Here is a 25,167-nt window from a genome sequence, read left to right as displayed (position 1 = left end):
TTTTTGGCTAACCGACGCGTTTCAACAGTAACGGTTTAGCCTGCGAGAAAACTATTCATGAAGAAGTTGTGTTTGCTGGGCCTTGTTATCGGCCTGGCCAGTCACCCTGCCCTGGCCGACACCAAGCCGGCACCTATTCAGAACAAAGATGCTTTCGTCGCCAACCTGCTGAAGCAGATGACCCTCGATGAAAAGATCGGCCAGTTGCGCCTGATCAGCATCGGGCCGGAAATGCCCCGCGAGATGATCCGCAAGGAAATCGCTGCCGGGCGTATCGGCGGTACCTTCAATTCGATTACCCGCCCGGAAAACCGGCCGATGCAGGACGCGGCCATGCGCAGCCGGCTGAAGATCCCGATGTTCTTCGCCTATGACGTGATTCACGGCCATCGGACGATCTTCCCTATCAGCCTGGCCCTGGCCTCGAGCTGGGACATGGATGCCATCGCCCTGAGCGGGCGCATCGCCGCCAAGGAAGCCAGTGCCGACAGCCTCGACATCACTTTCGCGCCGATGGTCGACATCTCCCGCGACCCTCGTTGGGGCCGCACCTCCGAAGGCTTCGGCGAAGACACCTACCTGGTCTCGCGGATAGCCAAAGTGATGGTCAAGGCCTACCAGGGTGTCACTCCCAATGCATCGGACAGCATCATGGCCAGCGTCAAGCACTTTGCCTTGTACGGCGCGGTCGAAGGCGGTCGCGACTACAACACCGTGGACATGAGCCCGGTCAAGATGTACCAGGACTACCTGCCACCCTACCGCGCCGCCATCGATGCTGGCGCTGGCGGGGTCATGGTTGCCCTGAACTCGATCAACGGCGTACCGGCCACGGCCAATATGTGGCTGATGCAGGACCTGCTGCGCAAGGACTGGGGCTTCAAGGGCCTGGCAGTCAGCGACCACGGGGCGATTTTCGAACTGATCAAGCACGGCGTCGCCAAGGACGGTCGCGAAGCCGCCAAGCTGGCGATCAAGGCCGGCATCGACATGAGCATGAACGACACCCTCTATGGTCAGGAATTGCCGGGGCTGTTGAAGTCCGGGGAGATTGCCCAGAGCGATATCGACAATGCCGTGCGTGAAGTGCTGGGCGCCAAGTACGACATGGGCCTGTTCAAAGACCCGTACTTGCGTATCGGCAAGGTCGAGGCAGATCCGGCCGAAACCTATGCCGAAAGCCGCATGCACCGCGCCGAGGCTCGCGATGTCGCGCGCCGCAGCCTGGTGCTGTTGAAAAACCAGGGCGAAACCCTGCCACTGAAGAAAACCGCGAAAATCGCCCTGGTCGGCCCGCTGGCCAAAGCGCCGATCGACATGATGGGCAGTTGGGCCGCCGCCGGCCGGCCGGATCAGTCGGTGACCCTGTTCGACGGCATGACCCGCGCACTCGGCAACCAGTCGACGCTGATCTACGCCCGTGGCGCCAACATCACCGCCGACCAGAAAATCGTCGGGTACCTGAACTTCCTCAACTTCGATGCCCCGGAGGTGGTGGACGACCCGCGTCCGGCAGCAGAGATGATCGAAGAAGCGGTCAAGGCCGCGCAGCAGGCCGATGTGGTCGTGGCGGCGGTCGGCGAATCGCGCGGCATGTCCCATGAGTCCTCGAGCCGCACCGACCTGAACATCCCGGCCAACCAGCGCGAACTGATCAAGGCCCTCAAAGCCACCGGCAAACCGCTGGTACTGGTGCTGATGAACGGCCGTCCGCTGTCGATTCTCGAAGAGCAGGAACAGGCTGACGCGATCCTCGAAACCTGGTTCGCCGGTACCGAAGGCGGCAATGCGATTGCCGACGTGCTGTTCGGCGACTACAACCCGTCCGGCAAACTGCCCATCACTTTCCCGCGCTCGGTGGGGCAGATTCCGACCTACTACAACCACCTGAGCATTGGCCGGCCGTTCACTCCGGGCAAGCCGGGCAACTACACCTCACAGTACTTCGACGACACCACAGGTCCCCTGTACCCGTTCGGCTTCGGCTTGAGCTACACCGACTTCAGCCTGTCGAACATGGCGCTGTCGGCCGCCACCTTGAACAAGACTGGCAAGCTCGACGCCAGGGTGACGGTTAAAAACACCGGCAAGCGCGATGGCGAAACCGTGGTGCAGCTGTATATCCAGGATGTCACCGGCTCGATGATCCGCCCGATCAAGGAGCTGAAGAACTTCCAGAAAATCATGCTCAAGGCCGGCGAAGAGAAAGTCGTGCACTTCAGCATCGAAGAGAACGACCTGAAGTTCTACAACACCCAGCTGAAATTCGCTGCCGAACCCGGCAAGTTCAACGTGCAGATCGGCCTGGATTCCCAGGACGTGACCCAGCAGAGTTTTGAGTTGTTGTAAGACCGCACAAGCGAAAAGATCGCAGCCTTCGGCAGCTCCTACACTGACCGCGTACATCCGCGAATCCTGTGTAGGAGCTGCCGCAGGCTGCGATCTTTTGATCTTTTGATCTTATGGACCGCCCTACCCCCGCCGATCCAGCAGATTCACCACCACCCGATCCACCCAGCCCCAAACCCGCTGCTTGACCCGGCGCCACAGCGGCCGGCGTCGCCATGCCTCAAGGCTGACGGCCTGGCTCTGGGCAAAGTCCGCCTCGAAACTCGCCGCCACCGCACGCGTCAGCTCAGGGTCGAGGGCCTCCAGATTGGCTTCCAGGTTGAAACGCAGATTCCAGTGATCGAAGTTGCACGAACCGATGCTCACCCAATCATCGATCAACACCATCTTCAGGTGCAGAAAGCACGGCTGATACTCGAAGATCTTCACCCCGGCCCTGAGCAGACGCGGGTAGTAGCGATGCCCGGCATAACGCACCGACGGGTGATCGGTGCGCGGCCCGGTGAGCAGCAGGCGCACATCGATGCCCCGTGCTGCAGCCCTGCGCAATGAGCGGCGGACTTTCCAGGTCGGCAGGAAGTACGGGGTCGCCAACCAGATCCGCCGCTGTCCGCTGTTCAAGGCACGCGTCAGCGATTGCAGGATGTCCCGATGTTGACGGGCGTCGGCATACGCCACCCGGCCCATGCCCTGCCCCGCCGACGGCACCTTCGGCAGGCGCTGCAGGCCGAAGTTCGAGGCCGGCTTCCAGGCCTTGCGGTGGCGGTTCGCGAGCCATTGCCGGTCGAACAGCATCTGCCAGTCAAGCACCAGCGGGCCGACGATTTCCACCATCACCTCATGCCATTCGCTGGTGTCCTCGCCGGGGGTCCAGAACTCATCGGTGACGCCCGTGCCGCCGACCACCGCCATCTGTTGATCGACCAACAGCAGCTTGCGATGATCGCGGTAAAAGTTGCGCACCCAGCGCCGCCAGCTCAGGCGGTTGTAGAACCGTAGCTCGACCCCGGCCTGGATCAGTCGACTGCGCAAACTCAAGGTGAAGGCCAGGCTGCCGTAGTCGTCGAACAGGCAGCGCACGCGAACGCCACGTTCGGCCGCTTGCACCAGTGCCTGGACCATGGCTTCGGCACAGGCTCCGGCCTCCACCAGGTACAACTCAAGTTCAACCTGACTCTCGGCACGGGCAATCGCCACCAGCATGCGCGGGAAAAAATTCGGCCCGTCGATCAGCAGTTCGAAGCGATTACCTTCACGCCAGGGGAATACCGGACCACTCATGTCAGCGCGCCGTAAAAATCAGCACCGCACCTACCGGAACCGAGAGACTGATCGCCGACAATCCTGCGGTTTTGCGTAGCGCATTCAAGCCTGGAGCCAAATCGAAGTCCTCGGCATTGAGCACCAGCGGCTCAAGGGTGACCACCTGGAAACGCCGGTCATCCAGCCGGGTGGCCAGTAGTTCGGCGTTGTAACTCTTTTCTTTGCCGTGAAGCTTTACCGTTAGCGGCAGTCGCAGTTCGAGTTGCGCGCCAGGGGCCAGGTCGTTGATCGGCTGCAGATTGATTTGTGCGGATATCAGCGCCTGGGGGAAGGTCTTGATCTCGAACAGGTCCTTGCGCATGCGCTCATCACGCAGCGGAATCCCGCTGTTGACCGAATCCAGATCGACCTGCACTTGCGCCATGCCCTTGGGGTCGACCTTGCCGTGCAGCACCAGAAAACGCTGAACCTCGGAGATATTCGCGTTCTTGGTGGAGATAAACGACAGTCGTGAAGACTCGCCATCCAGGTACCAGTTGGCATGGGCAGGCACAGAGGCGCAGGCCATCAGCAGCAAAGCGCACAGTTTGAAGAACGAAGCGTTGGGCATAACAACTCATGGGTAAATAAACCTGAGCTGAACCTTAACTGGACTGAGGCAGGTTGCAAACTATCTGTCGCTTCGCCGAACAACAGATACAGCGCCAAGCACCTCCCCTGTGGCGAGCGGGCTTGCCCGCGCTGGAGTGCGAAGCGCTCCCAAAATCAGACAATGCATTTCTGCAGTGAAACCGCGTTGACAGGTTTACGACTGCTCCGCAGCCGAACGGGGCGATGCGGCGTTCCGACAAGCCCCCTCGCCACAGTCATGGCAATAACCGGCAACCCTGACGCTCGCCAATCCAGCCGGCGCTGTGGGTTCGCCCCATCCCACTGGCCGTCACCCGCTTGCTCGGCGCGTCATCAACAAACCCGCTGGTGGGCAGGTACTGCTTCACATAAGCCTGGCAATACTCCACCGAGTTGTTCATCACATACCGGCAGGAACAATACTCCTTGGCAGTGTAGGCGCCGAAGATGTCCGGGAACACCTGCAACGCCACCCGCTCCTGCCAGCCCCAACCGAGCAGCGCGACCACCAGCACCAGCAGCAGGCTGCTGAACGGTCGGCGACGGACAAACCCCCGCTGGCTCATGGCTGCACCGGTTGGGCAAACGCAGCCAGGGCGCGTTTGAGCAATTCGTTGTGCCGGTAACTGCCATCGCGATCATCGCCATAGCGCACGATCACCAACTGCTCGCTGGGAATCACATACATCGCCTGGCCCCAATGCCCCAGTGCGGCAAAGGTATCGGCCGGTGCCGCCGGCCAGGGCTTGCTTGCACCCTCCAGCGCGAGATTGAGCCACCAATGACCACCGGGCACGGCGTCGTCCTGGTTGGGTCGATAGTGCGCAAAGGGTTGGCGATTGAACTCGACCCAGTCCCTGGGCAGCAGTTGCCGCTCCCGCCAACGACCGTCGCGCTGCATCAACAGACCGATCCGCGCCAGATCGCGAGCCGTCAGGTAGGCATAGGACGAGGCGACAAACGTACCGCTCGCGTCGCTTTCCCATACGGCATGACCAATGCCCAAGGGTTCGAACAGCGCCGTCCAGGGATAGTCCGGGTACTGCGCGCCGAGCATGTGCTTGAGTGCCGCGGATAACAGGTTGCTGTCGCCGCTGGAGTAACGAAACGCCTGGCCCGGCGCACTGAACTCGTCATGAGCTGTGGTGAAAGCGGCCATATCGCTGCGGCCACGGGTGTACAGCATGGCCACCACCGACGACTTCAGCGGGGCGTATTCATAATCTTCCTGCCAGTCCAGACCCGACGCCCAGTGCAGCAGATCGGCCATGGAAATCGCCGGATGCCGTTGCAGCGGTGGATAGAACTTCGCCACCGGGTCCTGCAATTTGAAACGCCCCTCGCCATAAGCCACGCCCAACACCGTGGCCATCAGGCTTTTGCTGATCGACCAGGTGAGATGCGCGGTGGTGGCGGTGGTGGGCCCGGCATAACGTTCGTAGATTAACTGACCGTCGCGGATCACCAGCAAGGCGTCGGTTCGGATACCTGTGTGAGTGACGTCGTCGCGGGGCTGGAAGGCATAGTCCTCCAGGGCCTTGAGCGCCGGACCGGAGACCTGCGGGCCCTGGGACCATTGTTCGGTAGGCCAGTACTCGGCGACGGCGTGAGCACTCATGAAAAACAGCGCGATCAGCAGGCTCGAGCCTTTGAACATGGCGGGGACTCAGGAGAATGAACCTGCTGAGCCTAGCCGGGATAGATGACAGTTTTGAACTCTCTCATGGCAAACACAGATCCCGTAGGAGCTGCCGCAGGCTGCGATCTTTTCGCAAACACATCGGTATCACAGAGAATCAAGATCAAAAGATTGCAGACTACGCCAGCTCGCCTCCTACGCCTGCAACGCCTTCGCCAAGCGCTTGGCCCGCGCCCCGGCGGCCAATTCCAGCACCGCCCGATCACGCCCCCACAACGCTGCCCACTCCGGCGGGCCATCGGCGAATGCTTCGTTCAACTCGGACCGGAGCGAATCGAACTGCGCGAACAAGCCACCCAGCACCACATGCCCGGCACTCGAAGCCGGGTTCTGCCGACTGACTTCCGCGCACCCCGCCAGCAGCGCCACCAGCCGCAGTTGCAGACTCTGCGGCCAGTCGCTGTCCTGGCCGACGCCATACAACCAGGCGCTCATGGCACTGAGCACATAGATGTCTTCCAGGGTGCGGAACGGTTTGACGTAGGCGTCCCAGCCATCCCCCGCGAGCAGCTCACACAGGGCATTGTCGAGAAACAGCCGACCGTGGCTGATGTCCGGCATCAACGCAATCGCCGGCAGTTTTTCCAGCCGTATCCCGGGTTCACCTGGGTACACCACGGCCAGACTCAAGCGTGGCGATTCACCCGGTGCCTCGCAGCGCGCGGCGATGAGCAACCAGTCCGCTGCATCGCCAGCGGTGACAAAATCCTTGCGCCCGCTCAGCCGCAAGTCATCCAGACGGGTCTGCATGTCCGCCGGACGCAGGCTGCGCTGTTCGGTCGCGCACAAGGCGCCCAGGCTCGGCGGCGCGCTGGGCCAAAGCATGCGCAACGCCGCCTGATAGCCCACCAGAAATGCCAGCCCGGGCGTCGCCATCAACCGGCCGCCGCGCACGGCCAGTTCAAACGGCGTGACACTGCCCAGTTGCTGTAACAAAGCCCCATAACCCTCGGCCAGATCCGGATTGGCGGGCAGACGTTTGCGGTGGTTCAACAGGGCTTGCCAAGGCATGGGAGGTTCCTCAAGGGGCTGTCATATAAGCATCACCAAAGCTTCATGGCGATGACACCGGGGCTACATAGCCTGACTTTGCACAACAAAGTCGATCGGCTGCAACCCACGACGGGTGAGTAGCCCGTATGGAGATTCGCAATGACTCAGATCGCCCGCATCAGCGACACTGGCAATGAACGCCGCCTGCAGGCCGAACGCCTGATCGGTGCCGAGGCCTTGCAGGAAGCCCAGGCCTTGCGCTTCAACGTTTTCAGCGGCGAGTTCAACGCCCGGCTGAAGGGCGCGGAACTTGGTCTGGACATGGATGACTATGATGTTCACTGCGCTCATATCGGCGTGCGTGACCTGAACACTGGCCGCCTGGTTGCCACCACCCGCTTGCTCGACCATCAGGCCGCCAGCAGTCTGGGGCGATTCTACAGCGAAGAAGAATTCAGCCTCCACGGTCTGGTTCATCTCAAGGGCCCGATCCTCGAAATCGGTCGCACCTGCGTCGACCCGGCCTACCGCAACGGCGGCACCATCGCCGTGCTGTGGGGGGAACTTGCGGAAGTGCTCAACGAAGGCGGCTACAGCTACCTGATGGGCTGCGCCAGCATCCCGATGCAGGACGGCGGGATTCAGGCCCAGGCGATCATGCAACGCCTGCGCGAACGTTACCTGTGCACTGAACATTTGCGCGCCGAACCGAAGAAGCCATTGCCGGCCCTCGACATCCCGTCCAACGTAATTGCCGAAATGCCGCCGCTGCTCAAGGCCTACATGCGCCTGGGCGCGAAAATCTGCGGCGAACCCTGCTGGGACGAAGACTTCCAGGTCGCCGACGTGTTCATCCTGCTCAAACGTGACGAGTTGTGCCCGCGCTACGCCCGGCACTTCAAGGCGGCTGTCTGATGAGCGGGCTACGGGTGTACGCGCGGATTGCGCGAGTGCTGGTGGTGGTTGGCCTGGGGTTGAGCATGGCCAGCTTGTTCGGCCTGTTCGAGCGCATGGGCGTTGCCAACTCGATGCTCCGGCGGCAGCGCTGGTCACGGTTTTTCATGGCGCGGCTGGGCAATGCCCTGCCCTTTCGCGTGACCGTTCACGGCGAACTGCCGCGACAGCCGATGCTGTGGGTCAGCAACCACGTGTCCTGGACCGACATTCCGTTGCTCGGCATGCTGGCGCCGCTGTCGTTCCTGTCCAAGGCCGAAGTGCGCACCTGGCCGGTCGCCGGCTGGCTGGCGGCCAAGGCCGGCAGCTTGTTCATCCGGCGCGGATCGGGCGACAGCCAGTTGATCCGCAAACAGATGAGCCGCCATCTGCAGCAAGAACATCCGCTGCTGATGTTCCCGGAGGGCACCACTACCGATGGCCGTTCGCTTCGCACCTTTCACGGCCGCTTGCTGTCCGCCGCCATCGACGCCGACGTCGCTCTGCAACCAGTGGCCATTCGCTACTTGCGTGAGGGTCAGATCGATCCGCTGGCGCCCTTCATTGGCGACGATGATCTGCTGTCGCACCTGATGCGCTTGTTTGCCAATGATCAGGGCGAGGTGGAAATCCATCTGCTCAAGCCGATTGCCTGTCACGGTCAGGAACGTGCGGCGCTGGCCTTTCAAGCGCAGCAGGCGGTGCAAAAAGCGTTGTTTGGTGAAGTCGTTCAGCCTGCGGAGCCGCGTCGTGTCGGCGAGCTGGTTGCTGCCTGAAAATTTCAGTACCAATGCAAAAAAGATCGCAGCCTGCAGCAGCTCCTACACCGACCCCATACATCCGCACGATTGCGGATGTATGCAAATCCTGTAGGAGCTGCCGCAGGCTGCGATCTTTTGATCTTGACTATATATGCCGCGCCGCAAACACCTGCAACTCGGGATAGAACAACCGAAAATCCTCGCTCAACGGCTCGTACAACCTTTCCAGCTCCTGCATCGCAGCGGCCAATTCCTCGGGCCGTGACAAGCGTCGCGAGATGCCCCGCAGTACTTGCTCGAGCACCGCAAAATCCCGATACGAACCTAACCAGTCATGGGCGGCCATGTGCGGTGCAATGTCCGCCAGACGTCCCGGCAACTGCGGCTCCGCGGCCAGCACCCGATAAACCTCGGCGGTGAAGCTGTCCAGCGGACGGTCGGCATACAGCTGCCAATCCCGCGCCAGGCAATGGTCGAAGAACACGTCCAGGACAATCCCGGCATATCGCCGGCGCGTCAGCGAAAACCGCGACAGCGATATGTCCACCAGCGGATGGCGATCAGTGAACACGTCGATATGGCGATGCAACTGAATCGCCGCCTCGGTCTGCGGATCGAACTGCCCCTGCAGGCGGCCTTTGACGAAGTCGCCATACAGGCTGCCGAGCAGTTGGGACGGAAGTTGGCCGCCGAGGTGAAGATGTGCGAGATAATTCATGGCGTGCAGTTTAGCACCACGCCTCACATATCGTTATAACTCGATATACCGATTTACGCTGATCCCAGATCAAAATCATATTGGTATATCGCGATTCAACGATTTAAAGTTCGCCTTATCGCGATATAACGTTTTACTCATCACGAGCAACCGCCATGCCCATCGACCTCGACGAAATAATAAAAGCCCTGGCGCACCCAGTACGGCGAGAAATCCTTCACTGGCTCAAAGACCCGACGCTCGAGTTTCCCGACCAGAGTCACAGCAACGAGCACGGCGTGTGTGCCGGACAAATCGATCAACGTTGCGGCCTGTCGCAGTCGACCGTGTCCGCGCACTTGGCGACCTTGCAGCGGGCGGGTCTGATCAGTAGCCGGAAAGTCGGCCAATGGCACTTCTTCAAACGCAACGAGGAAGTGATTCAGGAATTCCTCCGCGCCATCAGCAAAGAGCTCTGACCCAGAGCTTCACAAGGATTGCACAATGCCCCTCTCGCTAATCATCCTGGCCCTGAGCGCCTTCGCCATCGGTACCACCGAGTTCGTCATCATGGGCTTGCTGCCCGAAGTGGCGGCCGACCTCGGTGTATCGATTCCCGGTGCCGGCTGGCTGGTAACCGGCTACGCCCTGGGTGTGGCCATCGGCGCACCGTTCATGGCGCTGGCCACCGCCAAGTTGCCGCGCAAGGCCGCCTTGGTGGCGTTGATGGGCATTTTCATCGTCGGCAACCTGCTCTGCGCAATGGCCAGTGACTACAACGTGCTGATGTTCGCTCGAGTGGTGACCGCCCTGTGTCACGGCGCCTTCTTCGGTATCGGTTCGGTGGTCGCCGCCGGCCTGGTACCGGCCAACAAACGCGCGTCGGCGGTGGCCTTGATGTTCACCGGGCTGACCCTGGCCAACGTGCTGGGCGTGCCACTGGGCACTGCCCTGGGTCAGGAAGCCGGCTGGCGTTCGACCTTCTGGGCAGTGACCGTGATCGGTGTGGTCGCGTTGATCGGCCTGATCCGCTTCCTCCCAGCCAAACGTGATGAAGAAAAACTCGACATGCGCGCGGAACTGGCCGCACTCAAGGGCGCCGGTATCTGGTTGTCACTGAGCATGACCGCCTTGTTCGCCGCCTCGATGTTCACCCTCTTCACCTATGTGGCACCGCTGCTGGGCGACGTCACCGGCGTCTCGCCCAAAGGCGTGACCTGGACCCTGCTGTTGATCGGTCTGGGGCTGACTGTCGGCAACATCATCGGCGGCAAGCTGGCGGACAAACGCCTGGCGGCCACGTTGATCGGGGTCTTCATCTCCATGGCCGTGGTCTCGACCGTACTGAGCTGGACCAGCGTCGCGGTGATCCCGACTGAAATCACCTTGTTCCTTTGGGCTACCGCATCGTTTGCCGCCGTACCGGCGCTGCAAGTGAACGTCGTGACCTTCGGCAAGGCCGCACCGAACCTGGTGTCGACCCTGAACATCGGCGCCTTCAACATCGGCAACGCACTCGGCGCCTGGGTGGGCGGCAGCGTGATTGCCCACGGTTTCGGCTTGACCCGCGTGCCTCTGGCCGCTGCAGCACTGGCAGTCCTCGCACTGCTGGTGACGCTGATTACTTTTCGTCAGAGCGGCAATGCCGAGCTGGCCCCTGCTACCAACTGATCATCCAGAGGGTTGTATCCATGGCAACTATTTTCGATCCCATCAAACTCGGCGACCTCGAGCTGCCGAACCGTATCATCATGGCGCCGCTGACTCGCTGCCGTGCCGATGAAGGCCGTGTGCCGAACGCGTTGATGGCTGAATACTATGTGCAGCGTGCCTCAGCCGGCCTGATCCTCAGCGAGGCCACTTCGGTCACGCCAATGGGCGTCGGTTACCCGGATACCCCGGGCATCTGGTCCAACGACCAGGTGCGCGGCTGGAGCAACGTGGTCAAGGCCATTCACGGCGCTGGCGGGCGGATCTTCCTGCAGCTGTGGCACGTCGGGCGGGTTTCCCATCCGTCCTACCTGAACGGTGAAGCGCCGGTTGCCCCGAGCGCCATTCAACCTAAAGGTCATGTCAGCCTGGTGCGTCCGCTCGCCGACTACCCGACTCCCCGGGCCCTGGAAACTGCTGAAATCGCCGAGATCGTCGAGGCTTACCGCGTGGGTGCCGAGAACGCCAAGGCCGCCGGTTTCGACGGCGTGGAAATCCACGGCGCCAACGGTTACCTGCTCGACCAGTTCCTGCAAAGCAGCACCAACCAGCGCACCGACCACTATGGCGGCTCCCTGGAAAACCGCGCACGGCTGATGCTCGAAGTGACGGACGCGGTGATCGAAGTCTGGGGCGCGGGCCGGGTCGGCATGCACCTGGCACCGCGGGCCGACTCCCACGACATGGGTGACGACAACCTGTCCGAAACCTTCACCTACGTCGCCAGTGAACTGGGCAAACGCGGCATTGCGTTCATCTGTTCCCGCGAGAAAGAAGGCGCCGACAGCCTCGGCCCGCAACTCAAGGAAGCCTTCGGCGGCCCATACATCGCCAACGAACGCTTCACCAAGGCCAGCGCCAACGCCTGGCTGGCCAGCGGCAAGGCCGATGCCATCGCCTTCGGCGTGCCCTTCATCGCCAACCCGGACCTGCCGGCACGCCTGAAGGCCGATGCCGAACTGAACCAGGCGCATCCTGAAACCTTCTATGCCAAGGGTCCGGTCGGTTATATCGACTATCCAGTGCTGTAAAAGCAAACGCGCTAACGCAAAAAGCCCCGACTCGTGAGAGCCGGGGCTTTTTTGGTTTAGTGACTCAACTCGGTCTCTGTGGCGAGGGGGCTTGCCCCCGCTGGAGTGCGAAGCGCTCCCCAAACCAGGCGATGCATTTCTTCAGGGAAACCGCATTGACTGGTTTTACGTCTGCTTCGCAGCCGAACGGGGGCAAGCCCCCTCGCCACAGTTGATCACCAGGCCAAAGGTTTGGGGCAAGCCCGCACCCACAATCAGATCAAGCGCTGACCGGACACCCGGTCGCCGCCTGCAGTTCTTCCAGGCTCACGCCCGCCGCCAGCTCGACCAGTTTCAGACCTTGCTCCGTCACGTCCAGCACCGCCAGATCGGTAATGATCCGATCCACCACGCCGACACCCGTCAGGGGCAGGTCGCACTGTTTGAGCAATTTATGGCTGCCACCCTTGGCCGTGTGCTCCATCAGCACCACCACACGTTTGACTCCAGCCACCAGGTCCATTGCCCCGCCCATGCCCTTGACCATCTTGCCGGGAATCATCCAGTTGGCCAGATCGCCCTGCTCCGAGACCTGCATGGCACCGAGGATCGACAGGTTGATGTGACCGCCGCGGATCATGGCAAAGGAGTCAGCACTGTTGAAGAAGCTACTGCCGGGCAAGGTGGTGATGGTCTGTTTGCCAGCGTTGATCAGGTCCGGATCGACCTCGTTGTCGAGCGGGAACGGTCCAATACCGAGCAGGCCGTTCTCGCTCTGTAACCAGACGTCCATGCCTTCAGGAATGTAGTTGGCCACCAGCGTCGGCAAGCCGATGCCGAGGTTGACGTAGAAACCGTCCTGCAATTCTTGGGCGGCGCGTTGCGCCATTTCTTCACGAGTCCAGGCCATGATCAGGCGCTCCGCACAGTGCGTTGTTCGATGCGTTTTTCCGGCTTGGCATTGAGTACCAGCCGCTGCACGTAGATACCCGGCAAGTGGACCTGATCGGGATCCAGCTCACCGATCTCGACGATCTCCTCCACCTCGACCACGCAAACCTTGGCCGCCATGGCCGCCAGCGGGTTGAAGTTGCGCGCGGTCTTGTTGAACAGCAGATTGCCGGACTTGTCGGCCTTCCAGGCTTTGACCAGGGCCAGATCGGCGCGCAGCGAGCGCTCCATCACGTACCATTCGCCATCGAATTCACGGGTTTCCTTGCCTTCGGCCACCAGCGTGCCGTAGCCGGTCTTGGTGAAGAACGCCGGGATGCCTGCACCGCCGGCACGGAGTTTTTCCGCCAGAGTGCCCTGGGGAGTGAACTCCAGTTCCAGTTCACCGGCGAGGTACTGGCGCTCGAATTCCTTGTTCTCGCCAACGTAGGAGGAAATCATCTTGCGGATCTGCCGGGTAGTCAGCAGCTGGCCCAGACCGAAGCCATCGACGCCGGCGTTATTACTGATCACCGTCAGCTCGCGCTTGCCGGTGTCGCGTAACGCCTCAATCAAGGCCTCAGGAATACCGCACAACCCAAAGCCACCGACTGCGAGGGTCATACCGTCTTCGACGAGACCTTGCAGGGCGGATTCAGCACTCGAGTAAATCTTGTTCACTTATTCTTCCTCGAATTCACCACGACACACACGTATGCGGCCACGGCCTGTTTGCTCGGGCCGGGAGGAAACAGCACCATCCAGCACTGCCCCCCCGATTTTCGCTACTGCGTCAGCTTAGCCCTTGCGCTGCCCCCAGGCCACGGCCAGGCCACTGACACAAATCACGATAATGCCGATGATCCCGAAGATATCTGGCGTATGGCCAAAGATCAGGTAGCCATACATCCCCGCAAACAGGATCTGCCCATAGCTGAAGGGCGCGAGCATGGCCGGTGCGGCGTGACGAAAAGCCTGGGTCAGCAACATATGGCCGAGCATGCCGCAGGTGCCCAGGCCGATCATGAACAGCGCGTGAAGCAGTGTCGGCGTGCTCCAGAAGAAGGCCAGCAGCGCGCTCATGATCAGGCTGTTGAGAATACCGGTGAGGAAGTTGCTGGTGGTCGGGCTGTCGATGCCGCTGAGCTTGCGGGTCAGCAATTGATAGAAACCGAAACACAGCGCCGAGCACAACGGCAGGATAATCGCCGGGGTAAACAGCGCCCCGCCTGGACGCACTACGATCAGCACGCCGACAAAACCGGCCAACACCGCCAGCCATTGGCTACGGGTAACCCGCTCTTTGAGCAGTGGAACCGACAACGCCGTCACCAGCAACGGCGCGAGGAAGTTGACCGCGGTGGCTTCGGCCAGCGGGATGTAACGCAAGCCCGTGGTGAAAAACAGGCTGGTGCCGATCAGGCACAATGCGCGCAACACCTGGAGCCCGGGGCGTTTGGTACGCACCACCGCGGAAAAACCACTGCGAGGCACAAAGATCACCAGCATCAGCAGCGTGTGCACCACATAACGGGCCCACACCACCATGACGATCGGATAAAACCCCGACAAATACTTGGACAGCGCGTCGTGACTGGAGAACAGCAGTACGGCCAAGCCGATCAGTGCGATACCCTTGACCGGCTGCTCGGAGCCCTTGTACAGCGGGGTGTTCACACTCATTCATACACTCGACACAAATTCCCTACAAAATACAAAGCTCGCTACCTGTGAAGATAGCGCTATCGCGTATATAAAGGCACCCCATCAAAACAAGGCGAACTAACGATCGATCTTCCGCGCCTTACCTGTTGACACAAAGGGTCTCGATTACGCATTTTTCTTAATTGCGCAGGGCAGGACTCAAGCGCAGCATGTCAAATCCGGTATCGACCAGGCGCTCGGCTTCCCTGTGCAGCTCAAAGGCGTCGGGCGCCAGCAGCCACTGGTAAAGGATGCCGTCGATAAACGCATGCAGACTGATCGCAGCTCGGGTGGTATCCAGATTCTCCGGAAGCTGACCTCGATTCACCGCATTGCGTAACGCCAGCCCGATGCGCACATTGCAATCCAGGGTGGCAACGCGGCGCTGCTGACGCAGATCGCACATTTCATCGGTGAGTTCGCACTTATGAAACAGAATGTCATTAATGCGCTGGGTCTTCGGGTCCAGGGCAACTTGATGAAACAAATGAATCAACAGCTTGCGCATGCAACCCAAGGGGTCGAGCTCTGCTGCATCTTCACTGGCCCTGGCCATCTCATCCAGCGGCTCATGCAAGGCGTCGAGCATGGCCTGAAGCAGATCCGCCTTGTTGCTGAAATGCCAGTAGATGGCCCCGCGCGTCACACCCGCCAGCGTTGCGATATCTGCCAGCGTGGTTCGCGCCACACCCCGCTCATGAAAGGCTTTCTCTGCCGCTTCGAGTATCTGGCTACGGGTTTCCTGGGCTTCCTCTTTGGTACGACGGACCATGGCAGTACTACCTCAATCAGGGGGCTTTCAGGCGATGCGTAATGATCATCTGAAAAAATATGGGGCGAAGTCTCTTGGGTCTCGTCCCCAGCCTGCAATTCACGCTTTTTATGGCTTTTGTAACGAGAACGTTGCGTAGTCAAGGTATTTACAAACAACCATGAACGTAAGTATATTCCTTAGCAAGCTACTTATCTACTCAGCGCCTATTTTTTAACCTTCCACCTTTCTTGTGTGCAATTGCGCGCCTGACCCGAGGATTTTCATGCAATTCAAGCCAGCTATTACCGCTCTGGTTGCTGCCGTTGCCCTGGCAACGCTGCTCAGCGGCTGCAAAAAGGAAGAGCCAGCCCCTGCCCCACAAGCCCCTCAGGTCGGCGTCGTCACCCTGCAAGCTCAAGCGTTTACCCTGACCTCCGAGCTTCCGGGCCGCACTACGGCGTTCCGCATGGCGGAAGTCCGCCCTCAGGTCAACGGCATCATTCTCAAACGTCTGTTCAAGGAAGGTGGCGAGGTCAAGGCCGGCCAGCAGCTGTATCAGATCGATCCATCGGTCTATGAAGCCACCCTGAAAAGCGCCCAGGCGAACCTGCAATCGACCAAGTCGATTTCCGATCGCTACAAGCAGTTGGTCAACGAGCAAGCTGTCAGCCGCCAGGAATACGACACGGCCTTGGCCAATCGGTTGCAATCGGAAGCCAGCCTGCAAAACGCGCAGATCAACTTGCGCTACACCAAAGTGCTCGCCCCGCTGTCCGGGCGTATCGGTCGTTCTTCGGTCACCGAAGGTGCACTGGTCAATAACGGCCAGGCCGACGCCATGGCGGTGATTCAGCAACTCGACCCGATCTACGTCGACGTCACTCAATCGTCGGTAGAGCTGCTCGAGCTGCGCCGCGAGCTGGAAAGCGGTCGCCTGCAAAAGGCCGGCGCGAATGCGGCCATGGTCAAGCTGACCCTGGAAGACGGCAGCCAGTACAAACTGGACGGCAAGCTGGAGTTCTCCGAAGTCTCGGTCGACCCAACCACCGGTTCCGTGACCCTGCGCGCCGTGTTCCCGAACCCCGACCACACCCTGCTACCGGGCATGTTCGTCCACGCGCAGTTGCAGTCCGGGGTGAACGCCGCCGCGATTCTCGCCCCGCAACAAGGCGTGACCCGCGACTTGAAAGGCACTCCGACCGCGCTGGTGGTGGGTCCGGACAACAAGGTCGAACTGCGTCAGCTCAAGGCCAGCCGTACTGTCGGCAACCAATGGCTGATCGAGGATGGCCTCAAGGCCGGTGACCGTCTGATCACCGAAGGCCTGCAATACGTCAAGCCTGGCGTTGAAGTCAAGGCCACTGAGGCTACCAACGTGACTACGAAAAACCCGGCCCCGGCACCGGCATCAAACGCAGTTGCAGGCGGCAAAGGGGAGTAAACCATGTCGAAATTTTTTATCGACCGTCCGATTTTCGCCTGGGTAATTGCCCTGGTGATCATGTTGGTCGGGGCTCTATCGATCCTCAAGTTACCCATCAACCAGTACCCGAGCATTGCGCCACCCGCTATCGCGATCCAGGTGACCTACCCGGGCGCTTCTGCACAGACCGTGCAGGACACCGTGGTGCAAGTCATCGAGCAACAACTCAACGGTATCGATAACCTGCGTTATGTAGCCTCGGAAAGTAACTCCGACGGCAGCATGACCATTACCGCGACCTTCGAACAAGGCACCAACTCCGATACCGCGCAGGTCCAGGTCCAGAACAAACTGAACCTGGCCACCCCGCTACTGCCGCAAGAAGTGCAGCAGCAGGGTATCCGCGTGACCAAGGCAGTGAAGAACTTCCTGATGGTGATCGGCGTGGTCTCGCGCGATGGCAGCATGTCCAAGGACGACCTGTCCAACTACATCGTTTCCAACATGCAGGACCCGATCTCGCGGACCGCGGGTGTCGGCGACTTCCAGGTATTCGGTGCCCAGTACGCCATGCGTATCTGGCTCGACCCGGCCAAGCTGAACAATTTCAACCTGACTCCGGTGGACGTGAAAACCGCCATCGCCGCGCAGAACGTCCAGGTTTCCTCCGGGCAACTCGGCGGCCTGCCGGCCATGCCGGGGCAGCAACTGAATGCCACGATCATCGGCAAGACCCGTCTGCAGACGGCCGAGCAGTTCAAGTCCATCCTGCTGAGGGTCAACAAAGACGGCTCGCAAGTGCGTCTGGGTGACGTGGCCGATGTCGGCCTCGGTGGCGAGAACTACAGCATCAGCGCCCAGTTCAACGGCAGCCCGGCTTCCGGCCTGGCGGTAAAACTGGCCAACGGCGCCAACGCCCTGGACACCGCAAAAGCCCTGCGCAAGACCATCGCCGACCTGCAACCGTTCTTCCCGGAAGGGATGGAAGTGGTATTCCCTTATGACACCACCCCGGTGGTAACCGAGTCGATCAAGGGTGTGGTTGAAACCCTGGTCGAAGCGGTCGTACTGGTGTTCCTGGTGATGTTCCTGTTCCTGCAAAACTTCCGTGCCACGGTCATCACCACGATGACGGTACCGGTGGTATTGCTCGGGACCTTCGGGATCCTCGCGGCGTTCGGCTTCAGCATCAACACCCTGACCATGTTCGGTATGGTGTTGGCCATCGGCTTGCTGGTGGACGATGCCATTGTCGTGGTGGAAAACGTCGAACGGGTGATGAGCGAGGAAGGACTGTCACCCAAGGAAGCCACCAAGAAATCCATGGGGCAGATCCAGGGCGCCCTGATCGGTATTGCCCTGGTGCTCTCGGCGGTACTGCTGCCGATGGCGTTCTTCAGCGGCTCGACCGGGGTGATCTACAAGCAATTCTCGATCACCATCGTTTCGGCCATGGCGCTCTCGGTTCTGGTCGCCCTGATCTTCACGCCGGCGCTCTGCGCCACCATGCTCAAGGCGATTCCCAAAGGCGAGCACGGCGTACCGAAACGCGGCTTCTTCGGTTGGTTCAACCGCAACTTCGACCGTGGCGTGAAAAGCTACGAGCGCGGTGTCGGCAATATGCTCAAGTACAAGGCGCCGTACCTGCTGGCCTACCTGATCATCGTGGTCGGCATGATCTGGCTGTTCACCCGCATCCCGACGGCCTTCCTGCCGGAAGAAGACCAGGGCGTACTGTTCGCCCAGGTGCAGACCCCGGCCGGCTCCAGTGCCGAACGGACCCAGGTGGTGGTTGACGAAATGCGCGAATTCCTCCTGCGGCCAAGCGCCGAAGGTGGTGAAGGTGATGCGGTCAACTCGGTCTTTACCGTGACCGGCTTCAACTTCGCCGGCCGCGGTCAGAGTTCGGGCATGGCCTTCATCATGCTCAAGCCATGGGATGAACGCTCTGCGGAAAACAGCGTGTTCAAGCTCGCCGCTCGGGCGCAGCAGCACTTCTTCACCTTCCGTGACGCCATGGTGTTCGCCTTCGCCCCGCCAGCTGTACTGGAGCTGGGTAACGCCACCGGTTTCGACGTATTCCTGCAGGACCGTGCCGGTATCGGTCACGACAAACTGATGGAGGCGCGTAACCAGTTCCTCGGCATGGCCGCGCAAAGCAAGGTGCTGTCACAGGTCCGCCCCAACGGTCTGAACGATGAACCGCAGTACCAGCTGACCATCGACGACGAACGCGCCAGCGCCCTGGGCCTGACCATGACGGACATCAACGCCACCCTGTCGATTGGGCTGGGCAGTAGTTATGTCAACGACTTCATCGACCGCGGTCGGGTGAAGAAGGTCTATGTACAAGGTCAGCCCGGCGCCCGCATGAGCCCCGAAGACATCAAGAAATGGTACGTGCGCAACGCCAGCGGAACCATGGTGCCCTTCTCCGCCTTTGCCAAGGGTGAGTGGATTTACGGTGCACCCAAGCTGTCACGCTACAACGGTGTAGCCGCCATGGAAATCCTCGGCGCCCCGGCACCCGGCTACAGTACCGGTGAGGCCATGGCCGAAGTCGAGGCGCTGGCCAAGAAGCTGCCGGCGGGTGTCGGTATCTCCTGGACCGGTCTGTCCTACGAGGAACGTCTGTCCGGCTCGCAAGCGCCGGCGCTGTATGCGCTGTCGCTGCTGATGGTATTCCTCTGCCTGGCGGCACTGTATGAAAGCTGGTCGATCCCGATCGCGGTGATGCTGGTGGTACCGCTGGGGATCATCGGTGCCCTGCTCGCCACCAGCCTGCGCGGCCTGTCCAACGACGTGTATTTCCAGGTGGGCTTGTTGACGACCATCGGTCTGGCATCGAAAAACGCCATTCTGATCGTCGAGTTCGCCAAGGAACTGCATGAGCAGGGACGCACGCTGAGCGAAGCGGCCATTGAAGCCTGCCGGATGCGTCTGCGACCGATCATCATGACGTCGCTGGCCTTCGTGCTCGGCGTGGTACCCCTGGCAATCTCCACCGGCGCCGGCTCCGGCAGCCAGCATGCGATCGGTACCGGGGTAATTGGCGGTATGATCACCGCGACTGTTTTGGCGATCTTCTGGGTACCGCTGTTCTTTGTCACCGTGTCCGCCATGGGCCAAAGAAAAGTCACGGACGAACCCGACACCATTGAAACTGCAAACGAGGCTGGCCAATGAGCAAGTCGCTACTCTCCCTGGCAATCACTGCATTCGTGCTCGGTGGTTGCTCGCTGATACCTGATTACCAGCGACCGCAAGCGCCGGTCGCGGCGCAGTACCCGCAAGGTCCAGCCTACTCCCCTGCCGAGGCCGCCAACATGGCGGCCGCCGAACAGGGCTGGAAGCAGTTTTTCCATGACCCGGCGCTGCAACAACTGATTCAGACCGCCCTGGAGAACAACCGCGACCTGCGTGTCGCGGCCCTGAACATCGACGCCTTTGCGGCTCAATACCGCATTCAGCGCGCCGACCTGTTCCCGGCCGTCTCGGCGACCGGCAGCGGCAGCCGCCAGCGAGTTCCGGCGAACCTGTCGCAAACCGGTGAGTCGGCCATCACCAGCCAGTACTCGGCGACCCTGGGTATCAGCGCCTACGAGCTGGACCTGTTCGGTCGGGTTCGCAGCCTCAGCGAGCAAGCGCTGCAGTCATACTTCGCCACTGAAGAAGCGCGGCGCAGCACCCAGATCAGCCTGGTGGCCAGCGTGGCCAACGCCTACCTGACCTGGCAGGCCGACAAGGAACTGCTCCAGCTGACCAAGGACACCCTGGGCGCATTCGAGGAGAGCTACAAACTCACCGCGCGCAGCAATGAAGTGGGTGTGGCCTCGGCGCTGGATCTGAGCCAGTCGCGCACTTCCGTGGAAAACGCACGGGTGCAATATGCGCGTTATACCCGCCTGGTCGCACAGGACCAGAACAGTCTCGCGCTGTTGCTGGGCACCGGGATTCCGGCCAACCTGCCGGGCAGCCAGCCGCTGGCCGACGACCTGTTGAGCGAAGTACCGGCCGGCTTGCCGTCGGACTTGCTGCAACGTCGTCCAGACATCCTGGAAGCCGAGCACCAGCTCAAGGCAGCCAACGCCAACATCGGCGCGGCACGGGCCGCCTTTTTCCCGAGCATCAGCCTGACGGCCAACGCCGGTACGGCAAGCCCGGACCTGTCCGGTCTGTTCAAAGGCGGTTCGGGGGTCTGGTTGTTCCAGCCGCAAATCAATCTGCCGATCTTCAATGCCGGCGCTCTGAGAGCAAGCCTGGATTACTCGAAAATCCAGAAAGACATCACCGTGGCACAATACGAAAAGTCCATCCAGGCCGCCTTCCAGGAAGTCTCCGATGGCCTCGCCGCGCGCCAGACCTTCAACCAGCAGTTGCAGGCCCAGCGTGATTTCGTCAACGCCAACCAGGACTACTACCGCCTGGCCGAGCGTCGCTACCGGATCGGCGTCGACAGCAACCTGACCTTCCTCGATGCCCAGCGCCAGCTATTCAGCGCACAACAGGCATTGATTACCGATCGCCTGGCGCAACTGGTCAGCGAGGTCAATCTGTACAAGGCTCTTGGTGGCGGCTGGAACGCACAGACTGCGAAGAACGAGCCGCTCAAGGAAGAGGCGCCGAAGCTGAAGTTGTTCTGAGAGTCTGACTGAGGATCGTTGAGCGTTCCTTGATGAGCAAAAAAAATCCGGGACCTGACAAGGGCTCCGGATTTTTTTGGCCTGCTCTACAGGATTAGAGCGCTGTGCTCAGGGCGCGCACTGTAGGAGCAGCCGGTCGACGCTCGATTGTTCGCGATAACGGATCCCCCGATTATCTAACTTACCTACGAGTGAGCGCAGGGCTTCTGAAACCAGGTAATGCTCTCTTTCATATTTCAGTATCAGCTTGCAATAATCGCTATTGAAACTAGATATCTAGGCCGCGAATAATTTTCCATTTACCTCCATACGAGCAGATTCAATCAGGAGGAAATAAAAAACCTTCACTTCTGACGGTTTTGTCGTCCACGTCGTCTATGGCTACGCTCTGCAGATTTTTCTCGCCGAATGAGTTCGAGGTGCAGAGCCTAGGAGAGTTAAAGTCGAGGGGAGCTTTACTTTTCTTTACCAATAAAAAAGCTTTAGCCCCTAAAGTTTCCTGCGGAATACCGAAAACGTAAGAATATTCATTTCGATTAAACCCTATAAAAGTCACATAGGTATCAGCATCCTGCCATCGATATATTTTGCTGCCCGATGAAAATTCAACACTCAATTCTATTTTGTTTTTTGTGCCAAAGTAGTACGACACCAATTCTTTTTGCTCACTCGCACAAATTGATATAATCTTTTTATACCTCCCCTCCAACTGACATGACGCAATCTCGATCTCACTTGGCTCACAGAGATTTTCGTCATTGTTTTTCGCAACCACAGAGCCACTAACAATCACAAGTGAGGCGATTACGAATGCAGGCATAAACATATTCACTTCAATATCCTTTCAATTTCTTTATAGGCGGCCTCTCGCTCTGCGAGCCCAGTGTAGCCGCCATTTACTTTAAAAGTTACACCTGAAACATCCGCCAAACCTCTACCTTTATCATTAGAATACGGCGACCTATAAAGCCAGAACCATACGGCGCTTCTGATGGCGTTCGGCATTGTATTAATTAGTTCCGGATTGCTTTCTGTATCTGGAGCAAGTCCTACCCAGTACTTATTATAATCACGCATGTACCCATGATATTTTTCATAACCTGTAATCTGTATCAACCCCCTGCCTCGGAGGTTATACCCATCATCAGGGTGCGAGTCTCGGTTCCCATTGAGTCGTTGAAAGTGTTTACGCCCAATCTCCCGTTGATTCGCTCTGCGAACAATCCTTCCCTGCGCGTCTTTTAAGTACCCATCCTCTTCTGCCTCGGCTGGATGTGCACGGTAGTAGACACTGAATGATTTGAGCGCTGCTGGCGAATACTCCCAGCTTTCAGTAACTCCCTTCATGGCGGCTCCTACCTCCCCTTTGACTTGGGCAAAGAAGTGGCGTTGCCTTAGCCTGGTGTCTAATTTGAATTCAGCCAGGCGGCCATTGATCTCATTTAATACAACATCGATATCATCTTCATCTGCAGCGGGGAATATCTGCTTCAACTGTTCATGAGTAATTTCCAGAGGATTAGCGACTGAAAAGCAGCCCAACAACCCCACCGGATGAAAGTGATACGCCTTCCCCCACGACGGCAACCCCACTTTCTCCGCGACCTCTCCCCACCAACTCAGTTGCTCGATCCGCTGCTTCTCCGCCAACCAGTTCAAGTGTGGGGTCGAGCCGCTATGACCGAGCAATTCATCCAGCGCGTCCCACTTTTGCGCCTGGTGAAACCATTCGCTCTCTTTGTAAATGATCAGCTGCGAAATCGACTGCGCGTAGGCCGGCAGGTGGAGGGCTGCTTGCAGTTCTTCGGCGGTCATCTTGCCGTCGCGGTTGCGGTCGATGATGTCGTACAGCCGGCTCTTCATCGGCCCCTGGTCGTCTTTGTCGGCCAGGGGACGATAGCGTTCGCGTTGCGCTTCACTGAAGCGGTCGACGGCACTGAGAAACGAGGCCATGGCGTGTTTGGGCGTGCTGTAGTCGAAAATAACGTCATAGCCCTCCCACGACCAGGGACTGAGCCAAGGCGTGACACCTACTTCTTCGCGCACCCAGCCGTCGAGCAGGGTGTTGTCCGCGTCGTGCAGCAGCCCATCCAGGCGATACCAGTTGCTGGCTTTGCGGCTATCGCTCGCGGTCACCTGGATTTTTCTGTCGGCCGGCAGACCATCAAGCAAACTTTTGGGGACTAACAAGTCGTCAGCACTGAGTGGGCTGGCGGCACTCAATATTTTCAGTTGTGCGGCAGTGGCATTTTCTGGATGAGTCACCACGGCGGTGCCTTGGGTGAGCTTCAACCAGGTTCTGTCTTTATCCGGCAGGCGCTGGGCCCAGGCGCGACTGGCTTCGATGAATAAATCGACGTCATCGCCACTGAACACTTCCAGGTGCAGCTTCTCTTCCGGCTGGTCCGCGCCGCCGTCCTGGTACCTACCAAGGTGACCGATCAGCGCTCCGGCCTTGATCGCGACGGGCGTTTCGAGCACCACCACCCGATCCGACGCTAGCGGTTCCAGCGCGCCTTGCAGCGATTTGAAATGGACGTACTGGTCGATGCGTTCCAGCTTGCGGTACTCGCCTTCACCGCTGACCGTGACGTGCGTGCCATCCGGGAGTTTCTCGAGAACCTCGCTGTGAAAGCTCGGTTCGGCGCGAACGTTGAGCGAGCCCCAGCGTGTCGCGACGTGATATTCGTCCCCGGCACTCTGTCTCAGCTGAGTGATGGAAACATAGCCGCGGAGAGAACCCTCGGCAGTGGTCAGCCTGGCCGGGCCGAGGGTGTTCTCCAGCTTGCGGTAATCACCCTCGCCGCTGACGGTCACCTCCGCCCCCCGAGGCAGGAGGTCGAGCACCTTGCCCTGCGAGTCCTTATTGCGCACGTTCAGGCCACGCTGCTCAAGATTTCCGGGGCGTACGTCATTCGCCGACTCCTTGACGCGTCGGGTCGGCGCCTCGGGCCAGAACGCCGGACGAGTGATGGCGGAGTTCTCCTGGTACACCGCCCAGTCCTGCAGGTGCATGTACAGGCTGTAGAAGGTCAGGCTGGGCGGCGTATCCGGGCTGCCTTCGATCTTGGGTGGCTGCAACCGATGTCGAACCAGCACGAAATTGCGCGAGAAGGGTTTCTCGACGGTGATTGTGTTGATGAAGTAGCGGGTGGTCGGCGAATGCGTGTCGATGCGGTAAGCCACCACTTCACCGTCAGCCAGGCACTGCACGCTGGATTGATCCAGGCCGTCGGCGGTGCCACTGTCGAAATGCACACCGCCGTGCCAGAGGCCGTTGCGCCCCAGGGGGTAGTAGCCCGCCGTCGCCTTGGCCAAGTGGGTCAACTGCTGCAGCGGGTTGCGCGTGTCCTTGAACGGATGGCTCCAGTTCTTCAGCGGTTGCAGAGCGTCGGCGCCTGGTTCCGGGGGTAAAGATGCGCGGACCGGGCCTGTGTCGGGCGTCGGCAGGATCGGGGAATCGCGCACCTCAAACCGAGAGTTCCGGTCAGTGTATTGCCGTCCAAAAAGCCAAGTGGACAACTTGCTCATGGGGTGTTCGCTCCTTGCGAAGGTGTCAGCCAGAGAAATCCGAACGATGGATCATCTTGAGCGACCGCGACACCCCCTAAAGTCGCATCAGGAACGTCCCTATAACCTTTGCCGAATATGCCTACAGCGATGGCTAG

Annotated in this window: 21 protein-coding genes; 9 read left to right on the top strand and 12 right to left on the bottom strand. The window is 59.9% G+C overall.

Annotated features, from left to right (window positions below):
• Nucleotides 1–57 precede the first annotated feature (57 nt).
• Complete coding sequence (bglX, locus tag F8N85_RS30850; protein ID WP_150807222.1) at nucleotides 58–2,349, top strand: beta-glucosidase BglX; 2,292 nt, start codon at nucleotides 58–60, stop codon at nucleotides 2,347–2,349.
• Between the two features lie 123 nt (nucleotides 2,350–2,472).
• Here the strand turns inward: bglX and F8N85_RS30845 are convergent, their stop codons facing one another.
• The 5 genes from F8N85_RS30845 to F8N85_RS30825 all read right to left on the bottom strand — a co-directional run bounded on the left by F8N85_RS30845 (nucleotide 2,473) and on the right by F8N85_RS30825 (nucleotide 6,952).
• Nucleotides 2,473–3,630: a phospholipase D-like domain-containing protein gene (locus F8N85_RS30845; protein WP_150807221.1), complete on the bottom strand. Its 1,158-nt coding sequence runs from the start codon at nucleotides 3,628–3,630 to the stop codon at nucleotides 2,473–2,475.
• 1 nt (nucleotide 3,631) lies between these two features.
• Nucleotides 3,632–4,222, bottom strand: coding sequence for a YceI family protein (locus tag F8N85_RS30840; RefSeq protein WP_150807220.1), 591 nt, complete (start codon nucleotides 4,220–4,222; stop codon nucleotides 3,632–3,634).
• A 256-nt stretch (nucleotides 4,223–4,478) separates the two neighbouring features.
• On the bottom strand, nucleotides 4,479–4,808 hold the full coding sequence (locus tag F8N85_RS30835; protein WP_150807219.1) for an amidase: 330 nt from the start codon (nucleotides 4,806–4,808) through the stop codon (nucleotides 4,479–4,481).
• On the bottom strand, nucleotides 4,805–5,899 hold the full coding sequence (locus tag F8N85_RS30830) for a serine hydrolase domain-containing protein (protein WP_150807218.1): 1,095 nt from the start codon (nucleotides 5,897–5,899) through the stop codon (nucleotides 4,805–4,807). Before F8N85_RS30830 ends, F8N85_RS30835 begins: the two co-directional genes overlap by 4 nt.
• A gap of 177 nt (nucleotides 5,900–6,076) precedes the next feature.
• Nucleotides 6,077–6,952 carry an acyl-CoA dehydrogenase family protein gene (locus tag F8N85_RS30825; protein ID WP_150807217.1) on the bottom strand — a complete coding sequence of 292 codons (876 nt, stop codon included), beginning with the start codon at nucleotides 6,950–6,952 and terminating at the stop codon, nucleotides 6,077–6,079.
• Nucleotides 6,953–7,093: 141 nt separating this feature from the next.
• Here F8N85_RS30825 and olsB point away from each other — a divergent pair, with 141 nt between their 5' ends.
• Both olsB and F8N85_RS30815 read left to right on the top strand, forming a co-directional pair.
• Nucleotides 7,094–7,849 carry an L-ornithine N(alpha)-acyltransferase gene (gene olsB / locus F8N85_RS30820; protein WP_150807216.1) on the top strand — a complete coding sequence of 252 codons (756 nt, stop codon included), beginning with the start codon at nucleotides 7,094–7,096 and terminating at the stop codon, nucleotides 7,847–7,849.
• On the top strand, nucleotides 7,849–8,643 hold the full coding sequence (locus F8N85_RS30815; RefSeq protein ID WP_150807215.1) for a lysophospholipid acyltransferase family protein: 795 nt from the start codon (nucleotides 7,849–7,851) through the stop codon (nucleotides 8,641–8,643). Before olsB ends, F8N85_RS30815 begins: the two co-directional genes overlap by 1 nt.
• A gap of 130 nt (nucleotides 8,644–8,773) precedes the next feature.
• Here F8N85_RS30815 and F8N85_RS30810 read toward each other — a convergent pair whose 3' ends face one another.
• Complete coding sequence (locus tag F8N85_RS30810) at nucleotides 8,774–9,346, bottom strand: ACP phosphodiesterase (protein WP_150807214.1); 573 nt, start codon at nucleotides 9,344–9,346, stop codon at nucleotides 8,774–8,776.
• 155 nt (nucleotides 9,347–9,501) lie between these two features.
• Between F8N85_RS30810 and F8N85_RS30805 the strand changes: the two genes are divergently transcribed.
• Genes F8N85_RS30805 through F8N85_RS30795 form a run of 3 tightly spaced genes read left to right on the top strand, consistent with a single transcriptional unit; the run spans nucleotide 9,502 to nucleotide 12,066 of the window.
• Nucleotides 9,502–9,804 (top strand): ArsR/SmtB family transcription factor, encoded by a 303-nt coding sequence (locus tag F8N85_RS30805; RefSeq protein WP_150807213.1) that lies wholly within the window; start codon nucleotides 9,502–9,504, stop codon nucleotides 9,802–9,804.
• 25 nt (nucleotides 9,805–9,829) lie between these two features.
• A complete protein-coding gene (locus F8N85_RS30800) occupies nucleotides 9,830–10,996 on the top strand; it encodes an MFS transporter (protein WP_150807212.1) in 1,167 nt (388 codons plus the stop codon).
• Nucleotides 10,997–11,016: 20 nt separating this feature from the next.
• Complete coding sequence (locus tag F8N85_RS30795) at nucleotides 11,017–12,066, top strand: alkene reductase (RefSeq protein WP_150807211.1); 1,050 nt, start codon at nucleotides 11,017–11,019, stop codon at nucleotides 12,064–12,066.
• Nucleotides 12,067–12,325: 259 nt separating this feature from the next.
• On the opposite strand, the gene F8N85_RS30785 is transcribed toward F8N85_RS30795, so the two are convergent.
• The 4 genes from F8N85_RS30785 to emhR all read right to left on the bottom strand — a co-directional run bounded on the left by F8N85_RS30785 (nucleotide 12,326) and on the right by emhR (nucleotide 15,451).
• Nucleotides 12,326–12,955: a CoA transferase subunit B gene (locus F8N85_RS30785; protein WP_150645145.1), complete on the bottom strand. Its 630-nt coding sequence runs from the start codon at nucleotides 12,953–12,955 to the stop codon at nucleotides 12,326–12,328.
• A 2-nt stretch (nucleotides 12,956–12,957) separates the two neighbouring features.
• The gene (locus F8N85_RS30780) at nucleotides 12,958–13,656 is read right to left on the bottom strand and encodes a CoA transferase subunit A (RefSeq protein ID WP_150807210.1); all 699 of its coding nucleotides are present in this window, start codon (nucleotides 13,654–13,656) and stop codon (nucleotides 12,958–12,960) included.
• Between the two features lie 117 nt (nucleotides 13,657–13,773).
• Complete coding sequence (locus F8N85_RS30775) at nucleotides 13,774–14,658, bottom strand: DMT family transporter (RefSeq protein WP_150807209.1); 885 nt, start codon at nucleotides 14,656–14,658, stop codon at nucleotides 13,774–13,776.
• A 160-nt stretch (nucleotides 14,659–14,818) separates the two neighbouring features.
• A complete protein-coding gene (emhR, locus tag F8N85_RS30770; RefSeq protein ID WP_150807208.1) occupies nucleotides 14,819–15,451 on the bottom strand; it encodes an efflux system transcriptional repressor EmhR in 633 nt (210 codons plus the stop codon).
• A gap of 265 nt (nucleotides 15,452–15,716) precedes the next feature.
• Here emhR and emhA point away from each other — a divergent pair, with 265 nt between their 5' ends.
• Genes emhA through F8N85_RS30755 form a run of 3 tightly spaced genes read left to right on the top strand, consistent with a single transcriptional unit; the run spans nucleotide 15,717 to nucleotide 21,499 of the window.
• Nucleotides 15,717–16,874, top strand: coding sequence for an efflux RND transporter periplasmic adaptor subunit EmhA (emhA, locus tag F8N85_RS30765; protein ID WP_150807207.1), 1,158 nt, complete (start codon nucleotides 15,717–15,719; stop codon nucleotides 16,872–16,874).
• A 3-nt stretch (nucleotides 16,875–16,877) separates the two neighbouring features.
• Nucleotides 16,878–20,042: an efflux RND transporter permease subunit EmhB gene (emhB, locus tag F8N85_RS30760; protein WP_150807206.1), complete on the top strand. Its 3,165-nt coding sequence runs from the start codon at nucleotides 16,878–16,880 to the stop codon at nucleotides 20,040–20,042.
• Nucleotides 20,039–21,499: an AdeC/AdeK/OprM family multidrug efflux complex outer membrane factor gene (locus F8N85_RS30755; protein WP_150807205.1), complete on the top strand. Its 1,461-nt coding sequence runs from the start codon at nucleotides 20,039–20,041 to the stop codon at nucleotides 21,497–21,499. The genes emhB and F8N85_RS30755 overlap by 4 nt, the downstream gene beginning before the upstream one ends.
• Nucleotides 21,500–21,818: 319 nt before the next feature.
• Here the strand turns inward: F8N85_RS30755 and F8N85_RS30750 are convergent, their stop codons facing one another.
• On the bottom strand, nucleotides 21,819–22,331 hold the full coding sequence (locus F8N85_RS30750) for a hypothetical protein (RefSeq protein ID WP_150807204.1): 513 nt from the start codon (nucleotides 22,329–22,331) through the stop codon (nucleotides 21,819–21,821).
• Nucleotides 22,328–25,030 carry a hypothetical protein gene (locus F8N85_RS35280; RefSeq protein ID WP_224795780.1) on the bottom strand — a complete coding sequence of 901 codons (2,703 nt, stop codon included), beginning with the start codon at nucleotides 25,028–25,030 and terminating at the stop codon, nucleotides 22,328–22,330. Before F8N85_RS35280 ends, F8N85_RS30750 begins: the two co-directional genes overlap by 4 nt.
• Between the last annotated feature and the right edge of the window lie 137 nt (nucleotides 25,031–25,167).

Origin of the sequence: Pseudomonas fluorescens, assembly GCF_902497875.1 — a bacterium.
GTDB lineage: Bacteria > Pseudomonadota > Gammaproteobacteria > Pseudomonadales > Pseudomonadaceae > Aquipseudomonas > Aquipseudomonas fluorescens_BR.
Note: the sequence above shows the minus strand (reverse complement) of the source record. Positions and strands in the feature narration are given on the sequence as shown.